This is a genomic window from Aequorivita todarodis (genome assembly GCF_028561335.1).
GTDB classification, from domain to species: Bacteria; Bacteroidota; Bacteroidia; order Flavobacteriales; family Flavobacteriaceae; genus Aequorivita; species Aequorivita todarodis.
This window is the reverse complement of sequence record NZ_JAQQTG010000015.1, coordinates 176,975-190,628: the sequence shown is the minus strand read 5'-3', so window position 1 is coordinate 190,628 and position 13,654 is coordinate 176,975. Positions and strand designations below refer to the sequence as shown.

13 protein-coding genes are annotated in these 13,654 nt (G+C 41.7%); 9 read left to right on the top strand and 4 right to left on the bottom strand.

What is annotated here, in order from left to right; genetic code table 11:
- Nucleotides 1-7: 7 nt before the first annotated feature.
- Together POV26_RS05960 and POV26_RS05955 are read right to left on the bottom strand one after the other, a co-directional pair.
- Nucleotides 8-697: an SIMPL domain-containing protein gene (locus POV26_RS05960; protein WP_272855557.1), complete on the bottom strand. Its 690-nt coding sequence runs from the start codon at nt 695-697 to the stop codon at nt 8-10.
- Between the two features lie 13 nt (nt 698-710).
- Complete coding sequence (locus POV26_RS05955) at nt 711-1,361, bottom strand: rhomboid family intramembrane serine protease (RefSeq protein ID WP_272855556.1); 651 nt, start codon at nt 1,359-1,361, stop codon at nt 711-713.
- A 119-nt stretch (nt 1,362-1,480) separates the two neighbouring features.
- Between POV26_RS05955 and POV26_RS05950 the strand changes: the two genes are divergently transcribed.
- The 5 genes from POV26_RS05950 (at nt 1,481) to POV26_RS05930 (ending at nt 4,301) form a co-directional block, all read left to right on the top strand.
- Nucleotides 1,481-2,353, top strand: a complete 873-nt coding sequence (locus tag POV26_RS05950; RefSeq protein WP_272855555.1) for a lysophospholipid acyltransferase family protein — start codon at nt 1,481-1,483, stop codon at nt 2,351-2,353.
- A 152-nt stretch (nt 2,354-2,505) separates the two neighbouring features.
- Nucleotides 2,506-2,979 (top strand): hypothetical protein, encoded by a 474-nt coding sequence (locus POV26_RS05945; RefSeq protein ID WP_272855554.1) that lies wholly within the window; start codon nt 2,506-2,508, stop codon nt 2,977-2,979.
- Between the two features lie 30 nt (nt 2,980-3,009).
- Entirely contained in the window at nt 3,010-3,432 is a 423-nt protein-coding gene (locus POV26_RS05940) for a restriction endonuclease (RefSeq protein WP_272855553.1), read from the top strand.
- A gap of 199 nt (nt 3,433-3,631) precedes the next feature.
- The gene (locus POV26_RS05935; RefSeq protein ID WP_272855552.1) at nt 3,632-3,970 is read left to right on the top strand and encodes a type II toxin-antitoxin system RelE/ParE family toxin; all 339 of its coding nucleotides are present in this window, start codon (nt 3,632-3,634) and stop codon (nt 3,968-3,970) included.
- A gap of 4 nt (nt 3,971-3,974) precedes the next feature.
- Nucleotides 3,975-4,301, top strand: coding sequence for a helix-turn-helix transcriptional regulator (locus POV26_RS05930; protein WP_272855551.1), 327 nt, complete (start codon nt 3,975-3,977; stop codon nt 4,299-4,301).
- 103 nt (nt 4,302-4,404) lie between these two features.
- On the opposite strand, the gene glmM is transcribed toward POV26_RS05930, so the two are convergent.
- Entirely contained in the window at nt 4,405-5,817 is a 1,413-nt protein-coding gene (gene glmM, locus POV26_RS05925; protein ID WP_272855550.1) for a phosphoglucosamine mutase, read from the bottom strand.
- A gap of 84 nt (nt 5,818-5,901) precedes the next feature.
- Nucleotides 5,902-6,972, bottom strand: coding sequence for an acyltransferase family protein (locus POV26_RS05920; RefSeq protein WP_272855549.1), 1,071 nt, complete (start codon nt 6,970-6,972; stop codon nt 5,902-5,904).
- Nucleotides 6,973-7,012: 40 nt separating this feature from the next.
- Between POV26_RS05920 and POV26_RS05915 the strand changes: the two genes are divergently transcribed.
- From POV26_RS05915 to uvrA, 4 genes are all read left to right on the top strand, one after another.
- Entirely contained in the window at nt 7,013-7,597 is a 585-nt protein-coding gene (locus POV26_RS05915; protein WP_272855548.1) for an acyl carrier protein phosphodiesterase, read from the top strand.
- Between the two features lie 72 nt (nt 7,598-7,669).
- Nucleotides 7,670-9,382, top strand: coding sequence for a gamma-glutamyltransferase (gene ggt, locus POV26_RS05910; RefSeq protein ID WP_272855547.1), 1,713 nt, complete (start codon nt 7,670-7,672; stop codon nt 9,380-9,382).
- 278 nt (nt 9,383-9,660) lie between these two features.
- The gene (locus tag POV26_RS05905) at nt 9,661-10,674 is read left to right on the top strand and encodes a hypothetical protein (RefSeq protein ID WP_272855546.1); all 1,014 of its coding nucleotides are present in this window, start codon (nt 9,661-9,663) and stop codon (nt 10,672-10,674) included.
- A gap of 89 nt (nt 10,675-10,763) precedes the next feature.
- Nucleotides 10,764-13,598: an excinuclease ABC subunit UvrA gene (uvrA, locus tag POV26_RS05900; RefSeq protein WP_272855545.1), complete on the top strand. Its 2,835-nt coding sequence runs from the start codon at nt 10,764-10,766 to the stop codon at nt 13,596-13,598.
- The last annotated feature ends 56 nt before the right edge of the window (nt 13,599-13,654 follow it).

Sequence of the window (13,654 nt, the reverse complement as noted above, 5' to 3'; positions counted from 1 at the left end):
ATTCCTATCAATTCAAAAGAAAACTAACGTTTACCGTTGTTCTAACTTCCATCTCACCGGGCGAAATGGTCTGCTGGCTTCCACCGCTTTCATCAGCCATCATTGAACTTTTATACATCATGGGTTGTGGCCCAACACTATTTCTGAATTCACTTATTGAAACAGCTTTCCCTACAGTTTGATTTAAAACCGAAGCGTATTCTTCCGCCTTCATTTTGGCATTTTCTACCGCTTTTTTACGAGCTTGGCTTTCCAGGGCTTCTTTGTTTGAGGACGAAAATGACACGCCGTCTATTCTGTTGATGCCTGTATCCAAGAGCCCTTTCATCACGGGTTCATATTTTTTTAAATCGCGCAGCTTCACCGAAAGCGACTGATTGGCAGCAAAAGTATAGGTTTTGCTGTTGTAGTCATAGTTTTTGCTGAGGTTCATATATTCGGTGCGCACATCCTTGTCGGCAATGTCCATTTTTTTCAGAAATTTTAAAACTTCATTTATGGTCGCATCGTTTTGCTCTTTCAGCGTTTTGGTGTTTTCTCCCGTATTTTCAACGCGAATGTTGATGGTTACTTCATCGGGCACCACGCGGACAATGCCCTCGCCGGTAACGTCTATTGTGTTTGGTGGTAATGTGTTTTGTGCCATCGCTGTAGTGGTTGTAATTGCTAAGATTAAAAGGATTTTAATTGTTTTCATAGAATTTCTTGTTTTAAATTTTTCCTAATTTATGAAGGGCGAACAAAAGAATCAGAGGAACGGCCAACAGGGCGGCAATCCAAAGACTGGTCTGAAACAAATAAGGCGCAAAAACCAGTGTTAACGCATAACCGCCAATGGCCCCGCCAATATGGGCGTCATGGCCTATGTTTCCCAATCTCTTTTTCATTCCGTAGATGGAGTACAACAAATATGCCATCCCAAAAAGCCACGCCGGTATTGGTATTGGGATAAAAAACAAGAAAAGACCCATATCCGGAAAAAACAAAATGGCAGAATACAGCACGCCCATTACCGCACCACTCGCCCCTATTGCGCTGTAGTGATATTCATCTTTGTGGAAATAGAAGGAAAGTAAATTTCCCACAATTAAGCTGGCTACGTAAATAATTACAAAATAAGTAACCCCAACGCTCATAATAACGACCGGTGCAAAAAAGTAAAGCGTAAGCATATTGAACAGCAAATGTGAAAAATCGGCGTGCAAAAAAGCCGAGCTGAACATTCTAATATGCTCGCCGCGGCGTATTCCGGCAATGTTGAACTTGTATTTTTCAAAAAAGGAAAAATCGTTGAAGCCTTTCATGGAAATGATTACGTTGGCAGCGATGATTACGATGGTTGCGATGTGTAAGTTTTGCATCTTGAATTGAAAAGTTAATGGTTAAAAGTTAGCGGTTAATTGTGGCCTTAACCTGAATATTGAATATTGAACGTTGAATATTGAACATTTATTTAATTAGTTTTGCACGAACATTCGCTATGCAAAGATTGCTTTATATCCTGGCTTATCCAATTCTTTGGCTACTTTCCGTTATGCCGATGCGCATTTTGTACCTAAAATCCACCGCTCTGTATATTTTGGTCTATTATATAGTTGGGTATCGCAAAAAAGTGGTGAAGGATAATCTGGCCCTGGTTTTTCCCGAAAAAACACAAAAAGAACGGGACTATATCGCGCAGCAGTTCTTTAAACATCTTTGCGATATTATTTTTGAAACCATAAAGGCATTTACCATTTCGGAAAAGGAAATTCGCAAACGGTTTGTGGTTACCAATGCCGAAATCCTCGACAATTACTACCAAAATGACCGAAGCATCCTGCTAATGGCTGGTCACTACGGCAACTGGGAATGGAGCGGAATTCTCAACAAATTGATGCAGCATCAAGCCCACGCCGTTTACAAACCTTTGGACAACAAACAGTTTGATGCATTGGTTAAAAAGACCCGGGAACACTTTGGAGGCATCATTGTGAGCAATAAAAAAATTGTGGGCGTGCTTTTCCGAAAGTGGAAAAAAGGCATAAAAACGCTAACCTATATTCTCTCCGACCAAACCCCAAAACTCGGTGCTTTCAAACACCGCGATACCTTTATGGGCATAGATGTGCCCATGTTCACCGGAACCGAGGAACTGGCAAAAAAACTCGACTTCGCCGTACTTTATCTAAAAGTTGAAAAAGTGAAACGCGGTTATTACACCGCCACTTTTGTCCCCTTGGTTGACAACCCAAAAGAATACCCAGATTTTCAGATAACCCGCAGGTTTTTTGATGCTTTGGAAGCACAGATTCGCGAAAAGCCGGAGTATTATTTGTGGTCGCATAAACGGTGGAAGCTGAGAAATGTTTAGGGCTAACGTAATTAAAGGCCTCTTAATTTTGGATTAAATGATTTATCTTTCCGGGATAATGATAACAAGTTGACATATCCTGTCCTATTTAATGGATAACAGTAATAAAAGTTACTATACAACACATTGTAAAACATTTAAAAAAACCGCGATTGAACAGAATTAAAGCAGATAAAGTACTTTTTATAAAGTTAGGACAAGGCGGAGAATATGAAACTGATTGTATTGTAATAAACCAAACTTTGAGACTTGGATATAAAGATGTTGACCACAATTTATGCGTAAACGGAAAATGGGATTTAGTCCACAAATACTTTATTGAAGTAGAAAATGCCACACAAGGAGTTGCCACAAGTCACACAAACCAAATTAAACAATTTTATGAAAATGACAACCAAACACTTTGGTTGACTTTTTTTAATAATAAACTTTGGTGGTGCTTTTCCGAGGCAGAAATTACATTACTGCCTGATAAAACCAAAACAAGGCCAGTAATCGGTACCTGGTCTGATAAAAATATAGACGGAGAATTATTGCTTTCAGGAAACTTGAGCGGAAAATTATTGAAAACTCAAGGATTTCGTGGAACGATTTGTAAAGTCCCAGAAGAAAAATATGCTTTGTAGAAAATCAATAATCAACAACTAAAAGAGGTTGTGGAACTTGAAAAAACAATAACCGAACTCAAAGAAAGATTGAGCGTTTTAATCAAAAACTTGCAATGGAAAGACTTTGAGACTTTAATCGACTTGATTTTTAGACAAGCTGGCTGGCAAAGGGTAAGTGAAACTGGGAAAACACAAAAAACCTTGGATTTGGAATTATTGGCACCAGTAACTGGAGAAAGAGCAATCGTGCAAATAAAATCTCAATCCGACTTAAAACAATTTTTATATTATCAAGATAAGTTTGCTACGATGACCGATTATGACAAATTCTTTTATGTAGTTCATAGTGCTAAAAAAAGTTTGATCGAATACGACAACGAAACTGAAACAATATTATATTTCGGAGATAAAATAGCCGATTTAACAATTAATTCAGGATTATTAGAATGGGTAATTAAACGAACATCATAGCAAAAGCTATGACTTGGTCAGTCACGCTTGGAATATCCGCAGGGTTTTTCAAAGCCCGTTTTTATTTGGGGAGGTTCTTGCCGAGACACACCACAACTCATATACACAAAACGATGTTTATTATATCAGAAATATCCGTCTTCAAATTAAAATTGTTTCCTAATTAAGAAACATCTACCTTTGTAAAACATTCGATTGAATGAAACAAAAATTTAAGGTCGAATTGATGGACGAAGTTGATGATTTTCTCAATAGCTTGAGCGATAAGGCGCGCAAGAAAATTATTTATAACATTAGAAAAGCTCAAGTTGTCAATGACAATGAACTTTTCAAAAAGCTAAACGACAACGTTTGGGAGTTTCGGACCCTTCACAACAAGACCTATTACCGGCTTTTCGCTTTTTGGGATAAAACGGACAAAACCGAAACAGTAGTCATCTCCACCCACGGAATCGAAAAGAAAACACCTAAAACACCGCCAAAGGAAATCGCAAAGACCGAGCGGATTATGAAACAATATTTTGCCGCTAAAAAATAAAATTATGAGTAAGAAAGCAATAAAAACCAAAAGTCTGGACGAGATTACCGACAAGTATATCGGCAAAATCGGAACGCCGGAAAGAGACGAGTTTGAGAGCGAGTTGCGACTTGACCTGATTGGGCAAGCCATCAAACAAGCCCGAAAAGAGAGGAACTTGACCCAAGCCCAACTCGGCGAATTGGTTGGTGTTCAAAAAGCGCAGATTTCAAAAATCGAGAACAATTTGACCGATGCCCGATTTGAAACCATTTTGAAAGTGTTTCGAGCCTTGAACGCAAAAATCAACTTTAACGTCGAATTGCTAAACCAAAATCTGAACTTAACATAAAAACCGCATAGCCACAGGGCGTAACAGCCGAATATGACATTCAAAAAGACTACCCATAATTGAAAAAAACGCCTTCTCCCAATAATACGGAAGAAGGCGTTTTTTATTCGCAATCGTTCAAATTTCCACAAATCCCCGCAACCGCTTTTATTTCCCCAATAATCCTATCCGCCAAGGCATCTGCTTCTTCCTGGCTTTTTGCCTCGGTATAAATCCTGATTATCGGTTCCGTGTTCGATTTTCGAAGGTGCACCCAGTTTTCCGGGAAATCTATTTTTACGCCGTCAATCGTGTTTATTTCTTCCGCAGCATACTTTGCTTCCATCGCCTTTAAAATTGCATCCACATCCAACTGCGGGGTTAATTCAATCTTCTTTTTGCTCATAAAATAAGCCGTGTATTTCTTCCGAAGTTCACTCACTGCAATTTTTTCCTCAGCCAAAAAACTTAAAAACAATGCAATCCCCACCAAACTATCGCGACCGTAGTGCAGTTCTGGATAGATAATGCCGCCATTGCCTTCTCCGCCAATCACGGCGTTGGTTTCCTTCATTTTTTCTACCACGTTTACCTCGCCCACGGCACTGGCAAAGTATGTGCCGCCGTGCTTTTCGGTAACATCGCGCAAAGCCCGTGAGGATGACATGTTTGAGACCGTATTTCCGGGCGTGTTTTGCAGAACGTAATCGGCAACGGCTACCAATGTATATTCCTCGCCGAACATTTCACCTTTTTCGTCAACAAAGGCAAGTCGGTCCACATCGGGGTCAACCACAATTCCGAAGTCGGCGTGGTTTTTTACAACGCTTGCCATCAAATCGCCCAAATGTTCCTTTAACGGTTCGGGATTGTGTGGAAATTCACCATTTGGCGTACAGTGCAATTTCACGGGCTCCACGCCCAAGGCTTCCAAAAGCAGGGGCACCGCAATACCTCCCGTGGAATTCACCGCATCAACAACCACCTTAAATTTGGAGCGCTTTATGGCATCTGTTTTTACCAAAGGCAGATTCAAAATTTCGTCGATATGCAAATCTATATAGGCATCATTTTTATGGATTTCGCCCAGATTGTCAACTTCGGCAAATTCAATAATCCCCTTTTCGGCAATGTCGAGGATTTGCTGTCCGGCTTCGGCATTTAAAAATTCGCCTTTGTTGTTCAGCAATTTCAGGGCGTTCCATTGTTTTGGGTTATGGCTTGCGGTTAAAATTATTCCGCCATCGGCGTGTTCCAATGCCACAGCCATTTCAACCGTTGGCGTGGTTGAAAGGTTTAAGTCAATCACGGTAATTCCCATCCCAACAAGCGTATTCATTACCAATTGCTGCATCATTTCGCCGGAAATCCGCGCATCGCGTCCCACGACCACTTTATAGTTTTCCTTGTTGCGCTGCTGTTTTACCCAGCTTCCGTAGGCCGCCGCGTATTTTACGGCGTCAATTGGAGTTAAGTTTTCGCCTTGCGTGCCGCCAATGGTCCCGCGGATGCCCGAAATGGATTTTATTAAAGTCATTTTTTTGTTGTTAAGGGTTAGGGGTTAATTGTTAATTGTTGATCGTAATTCGTACCTCGTATTTTGTACTTCGTATCTCATCAGTTATTTTCTGAATTTATTCTTCAACTTTAAAAAGTAAAGCTCAAAGTAGGTGTACGACAAATGCGCTATCAAAAGCGTTCCCGCGAAGGAAAGCAGGTGCAATAAAATTATGGTTAAAGTTCCATTAAGATTTTGGAGCATTTCCAATTTCAAAAACAAAAATACAACAGCATTTAAAACAATGGCATGAAACATATAAATTCCGTAGGAAATATTTCCGAAATGGTTTAAAATCCTACTGTTTACTTCCACGCCACGGTTGTTGAAGGCGAGCGTGTGTATGAAAAGGGCAAACAACACACAAGTGAATAACGACCGCAACCACAAAGGTTCCAAAAGAAACCAATCGGTACTATAATAGAGAAGGGTCGCAACGCAGACCACCAAAGGAAAAATCCGGAAACGTTTCAAGAATTCCAGTTTTTTCTTTTCTTCGAGAATTGCAATCACCCCGCCGGAAAAAAGGTAGAAGAACACAAAGGTGTATTTACGGAGCACTTCAAAAATATCGGACCAATAAAGGATAAAATACCCAATCAACAAAAGGCTCAAAATCCGCAGTACCCATTTCACATTTATAAAAAAGAGCAAGGGCGCAATCATCAAATAGAACTGTTCCTCAATCCCAATGGACCACAGAATTTCAATTATACCGCCGGGTTCGTAGATTTTGGCAAAGACATTCGGAAGAAAGAAAACGTTGTAAAAAAAAGCTTCCTTCCAAGTATAGTTTATTTGGAAAGGAATGTTCAAAAATGGCAAAATCACGTTGTAAAAAAGAAGACCGAAGCCCAAAACCAGGTAGTACAGGGGGAAAATGCGCAGAATCCTTCGAATATAAAAATCCCTAATCGAGAAAGCGTTCCTGATTTTTGCCCGATAAATAAGCCGAATAATCAAAAACCCACTAAGTACAAAAAACATATAAACCGCCTCCAAACCCCGATGATAAATGGGAAGCCCATCAAAATATGGCAATCCCTGGTTGGCGGAAAGTTGGGGCAAGTGAAACAGCAACACGAGGGAGGCAAGGAAAAACCGCAATGGGTCCAAATTGGGTAATCGGTTCAATTTTCAGTTTTTACAGCCCAAAAATACATATATTTATTGAATGAATTTTTTGGCCCACATCTATCTCTCCGGCAATGACGAAAGTGTTATCATCGGCAACTTTATCGCCGACGGCATTAAGGGAAAAAGATATTTAAAATACCCGCCGGCCATCGCGAAAGGTATATTGCTGCACCGTGCAATCGACAGTTTTACCGATGCCCACCCAACGGTACACCAGAGCACGGCGCGGCTCCACAAAAATTACGGACATTACAGCGGGGTAATCGTGGATATTCTCTACGACCATTTTTTGGCGAAAAATTGGAGCAAATATTCCGAAGTGCCTTTGGATGAATATGTAGCGGATTTTTATAAATTGCTTCGGAAAAATTTTACCATGCTGCCCGCCCGTATCCAACGAATGATGCCTTATATGATTGCCGACAACTGGCTGCTAAGCTACGCCACCGTGGAGGGAATCAGCAAAATTTTGACACAGATGAATGTGCGCACCAAGGGCGTTTCAAAAATGAACCTCGCCGTGGCGGAGCTCGAAGCATATTATGATGAATTTGAAGCCGAATTCACTTCCTTTTTTGATGAATTGATAGCTTTTTCCCATCAAAAATTAAAGGAATTATGAAATTGGATTGGGCGTAGAGACGCACGGCCGTGCGTCTCTACGCCCTAATAATTAAATTTGAAAATAATAATTATGAAAATCTATCCCCTATTAATCATACTTCTCATATTTGCCTGCAAGGAAAAACCTGAAGCGCGAACCGTTGTTGAAACACCTAAAGTTGAAACAAAACAGGCTGTTATTGCAGACAGCGCGATGGTAGTTTCGGCCCGGGCGGAGGCTTCAAAAATTGGCACGGAAATCCTAAAAATGGGCGGTAACGCCTTTGATGCCATGATTGCCACAAATATGGCTTTGGCCCTAACCTATCCCAACGCAGGCAATCTTGCCGGCGGCGGCTTTATGGTTTACAGAACCCAATACGGCGAAATAGGCTCGTTGGACTATCGCGAAAAAGCTCCGATGGCCGCCGCTAAAAATATGTACCTCGATAAGGATGGAAACGTTATTCCTAACAAAAGCTCCATCGGCGCAATGTCCGTGGCCGTTCCGGGGACTGTTGCCGGCATGTTTGCGGCCCACGAAAAATTCGGAAGTTTACCGATGGAAGTTATTTTAAAACCCGTGATTGAACTGGCAAAAAAAGGATATATAATAACTGAGAAGGAGGCAGAGGAATTGGAAATGTATATTCCTTATTTTGAAGAAATAAATGGCGAAACGATTCTTTATACAGAAAATCTAAAAGCTGGCGATACGTTGAAAAATTTAGCACTGGCCAATACTTTGGAACGTATCTCCAAAAATGGCCGGGCTGAGTTTTACGGTGGCGAAACGGGCCAAAAACTCCTTTCCTTTTTGAAAGAAAAAGGCGGCATAATAACCCTAAAAGATTTGGAAGCCTACGAGGCCCAATGGCGCGAACCGATTGTTTTTACGTATAAGGATTTAAAAGTGATTTCCATGGCGCCACCATCCAGCGGCGGCATCTGTTTGGTGCAGATTTTAAAGATGGTGGAACCTTTTCCCCTTTCGGAATATGGCCACAATTCAGAAAAATACATTCAAGTTTTGGCCGAAGCGGAACGCCGCGCCTACGCCGACAGAAGTTATTATTTGGGCGACCCGGATTTTGTGAATATCCCGACCGATTCCTTGCTTTCCGAAGCCTATCTTTCCCGAAGAATGGAAAATTTTTCCTTCAACGCGGCCACTACTTCAGCAGAAATTAAGCCCGGTGTAATTATGGGGTACGAAAGTCCTGAAACCACTCACTTTTCAATCGTTGATTCCTTTGGGAATGCGGTTTCGGTTACCACAACGCTCAATTCAACCTTCGGCTCCTTGCTATTCGTCAACGAACTCGGTTTCTTCTTAAACAATGAAATGGACGATTTCAGCGCCAAGCCGGGCGAGCCGAATGTGTATGGTCTGGTTGGCGGACAGGCAAATGCCATTGCGCCCCAAAAAAGAATGCTCAGCTCGATGACGCCGACCATAGTAGAAAAGGACGGCAAACTTTGGATGGTCGTGGGTACTCCCGGCGGGGCAACGATTATCACTTCAGTAGCGCAAACTATCTTGAATGTGTATGAATTTAATATGGATATGCAACAAGCCGTGGATGCGCCCAGATTTCATCACCAGTGGTTGCCCGATGCCATCAGGTATGAATTTGATCGATTTCCCGAAGATCTGATTGAAACGTTGAAACAAAAAGGCTATCCCGAAAATACCGAAACCGACCCGGTTATCGGAAAGGTGGACGCTATCCTAAAACTCCCGAACGGCAAACTTCAAGGAGGTGCCGACAGCCGTGGCGATGATACTGCCATAGGCTATTGAATTTTTAGGCCTTTTGCGCTATTAAACGAAATCTTCTGCATTATATCGAAAGGTGCCCCTTTGGGCAGTAAAAAAGGTTAGATTTGAGGCAATTAATCAAGGATTTTTAGAAATTTCAGCTTGTGATTTTTTAAGGAGGCTTTTCAATTCCACCTTATCGGAGACTTATATATCCAGTTTTAAGAGAGCATCCTTTCACGAAAGAATTACCAATAAATTTCTCCTCCCCAAAAATCTTTTTTGATTATTTCTATGAACCATTGGTTGCCGTTTAGTCTATGAAAAATAAATCTTTGTCCAAGGATTTGTATTCCATTGTCGCTTTTGCGATAAGTGGGGCAATCTGCGCAGGGCTTATTTTTTTGCTTTACGACAAACATCAGAACACCCTGGGCTTTGAGGAAAATTTAAAGAAACTTACTTCAATCTATATAGGCATCAGCGGTTTTTTAGCCGCAATTTTAATGGTTTTTTTGGCTGCTTCGGCCATGAACCATAAATCCTACAAGGCCAAAATCATCCACAAAATAAGCAAGACAACACAAAAGATGCACAATTTCCGAACGATTGCGGAAATCATCTTCAACTCAAATATCTGGCTCCCCGGACTCAAGGATTATATGGAAAAAGATTACGCAAATCTGAGCTATTTTGATGTAAAGGAGTTTTATAAAGGGAAGTCGAAATTGGCCATTGAATTTCTTCAGGAAACGCATCATTTCGGCGAGACCGAAAACCTGTATTTGGAACTGAAATCGCTATTGATGACAGACCCTAAAGAAAAACAAATTCCCGAAACCATAGATTATCCTATTTTTTATAGCAACAATATCATAGAGAAATGGGTAGAACACAAAAGTGGTTCCGGTTTGTGGTATGTTTTTGGTTATAAATATGGAAATTACAAGGAATCTCTCAATTTAGATTCCATTTTTGAACGCCATAGAGAAAAAATCCTAACCCTTGCCAACACAATAGACAATGACGTGTTTGAAAATTCCTCTTTTAACGATTTCTTTTTCTCAAAACTCTGGGAATATCTAACGAAAGATGTACTGCCCAAACTCTCCCAATTCCAAAGCCATTTAGACAGGAAAACACCGCGATTGATCTATTATCTGTACATCGTTTTTTTACTGTTAATGGTATTTGGCGTATTACTCCCCCTTACCTACTTGATGCTCAGCTTTTCAGTTCTAGCGATCATTGTAAGCTATTCCATCGTAATAAGCACCATATTTTACGTTGCCATTACTTTTCATATTTTCCTTTCAAAGGAAGTAAACCGTTAAATAAGGCTTCCGATTTTTTATCAAAAATTAACACCGCGCCATTGCCATGCATTCTTTATTTTCCAATCTATTGAGTACCTTTGCCAGCTATGCTGAAAAATGAGGATTTTATTGAAGTTTTGGGCGCCCGCGTCCACAACTTAAAGAACATTGACGTTCGCATTCCAAGAGAAAAATTAGTAGTAATTACAGGGCTTTCCGGCAGCGGAAAATCCTCTTTGGCGTTTGATACCATTTATGCTGAAGGGCAGCGCCGTTATATTGAAACATTTTCCGCCTACGCACGCCAGTTTTTAGGCAGTCTGGAACGCCCCGATGTAGATAAAATTGAAGGCCTTTCCCCAGTAATTGCCATTGAGCAAAAAACCACCAGTAAAAGTCCGCGTTCCACCGTTGGCACCATTACTGAAATTTATGATTTCCTCCGTCTTTTTTACGCCCGCGCCAGTGATGCTTATAGTTACAACACAGGGCAAAAAATGGTCAGCTATAGTGATGAGCAGATAAAACAGCTTATCCTTGAAGATTTCGCCGATAAAAAAGTAAGTATTCTCGCTCCCGTAATCCGTTCCCGGAAAGGGCATTACCGCGAACTTTTTGAACAGATTGCCAAACAAGGTTTCCTAAAAGTGCGCGTGGACGGCGAAGTGCGCGATATTGTGAAGGGTATGAAAGTGGACCGCTACAAAACCCACGACATTGAAATAGTTATTGACCGTTTAAAGGTTTCCGCCGAAAGCGATAACAACAAGCGCCTTTTCGAAACCATAAACACCGCAATGTACCACGGCGATGATGTGTTGATGGTTTTGGACAACGACACAAACGAAGCCCGCTATTTCAGCCGTTCGCTGATGTGTCCGTCCTCGGGAATTTCATACCCAAATCCGGAGCCAAACAATTTTTCCTTCAATTCGCCAAAAGGGATGTGCCCTAATTGTAAAGGGTTGGGGAAACTCTACGAGGTAAATTTGAACAAGCTCGTTCCGAATCCAAAACTATCCATCAAGCAGGGCGCCTTGGCCGCGCACGGGCCCCAAAAGAACAATTGGGTTTTTAAGCAACTTGAATTGATTGCGGAACGCTTCAAATTTAAGTTGAGTGATCCGTTTGAAAGTATTCCGCAAGAAGCCAAGAATGTTATCTTTTTCGGCGGAAATGAAAAGTTTGAAGTTGCATCAAAGGAACTCGGCATCACCCGCAGCTACAAAATAGACTTTGAAGGAGTTGCCACTTTTATCCAAAATACTTTCGACGCCAACGAGACCACTTCCCTAAAACGCTGGGCAAAGGAATATATGGACAAAATTCCCTGCCCGGAGTGCAACGGCACACGGCTTCGGAAGGAATCGCTTTACTTCAAAGTGAACGGAAAAAACATCGCCGAACTCGCCAATATGGACGTGGTGGAATTGGCGGAATGGTTTGCAAACCTCGAAAACAACCTTTCGGAAACGCAGCTTAAAATCGCTTCGGAAATTATAAAGGAAGTGCGTTCAAGGCTTCAGTTTTTGGTGGATGTGGGGTTGACGTATTTGGCTCTGGACCGCAGCTCAAAATCACTTTCGGGCGGGGAGGCGCAACGCATCCGACTTGCAACGCAGATTGGCTCGCAGTTGGTGGGCGTGCTCTATATTTTGGACGAGCCCAGTATTGGCCTGCACCAACGCGATAATGAGCGATTGATTTTTTCCCTGAAGCAATTGAAGGATATAGGCAATTCCGTTATAGTCGTGGAGCACGACAAAGAAATGATAGAAAGCGCCGATTATGTGATTGACATTGGGCCGGCAGCGGGAAGGCACGGTGGCGAGATTGTTTCCGAAGGAACTCCAAAAGAAATAGAAAAACACAACACACTCACCGCAGATTATTTAAGCGGTAAGAAGAAAATTGAAGTCCCAAAAAAGCGAAGAAAAGGAAACGGCAAAACGCTAACGTTGAAAGGGGCTTCGGGAAATAACTTGAAAAACATTTCAGTGGAATTTCCCTTGGGAAAAATGATTGGTGTAACGGGCGTTTCCGGCAGCGGAAAGAGTACACTTATCAACGAGACCCTCTACCCTATTCTCAACGCACATTTTTTTAATGGCGTAAAAAAACCGATGCCCTACAAAAAAATTGAAGGGCTTGAAAATATTGACAAAGTAATCGATATAAACCAATCGCCCATCGGCCGCACGCCACGAAGCAACCCAGCGACCTATACGGGTGTTTTTTCTGAAATACGCAATCTTTTCGCCAAAACTCCTGAAGCGATGATTCGCGGGTACAAACCTGGGCGTTTTAGCTTCAACGTTGCCGGCGGCCGTTGTGAATCCTGTAAAGGTGCCGGTCTGCGCGTTATTGAAATGAACTTCCTGCCCGATGTCTATGTGGAATGCGAAACCTGCCAAGGCAAACGTTTTAACCGTGAAACTTTGGAGATTCGCTATAAAGGGAAATCCATTTATGACGTTTTGGAAATGACGATTAATGAAGCGGATGGTTTCTTCGAAAACATTCCAAAAATCCACCGAAAAATTAAAACCATAAAGGATGTTGGTCTCGGTTATATTACGTTAGGTCAACAATCTACAACACTTTCGGGCGGGGAAGCACAGAGGATTAAACTGGCTACCGAACTCTCCAAACGCGATACGGGAAACACCTTTTACATTTTGGACGAACCCACAACGGGACTCCATTTTGAGGACATTCGCGTTTTGATGATAGTGCTGAATAAACTGGTTGACAAAGGAAACACGGTACTAATTATTGAACACAATCTGGACGTTATTAAAACCGTTGATTATATTATAGATATTGGCCCCGAAGGCGGCAAACAGGGCGGAAAAATTATGGCCCTGGGAACCCCGGAAGAAGTAGCCGAAGACAAAAAGAGTTATACCGCCCGATTCCTAAAAAAAGAATTACATTCGTGAGGCACGAATGACGAGGGACGAGTAACACTTAACTCATAACGCATAACGCATAACGC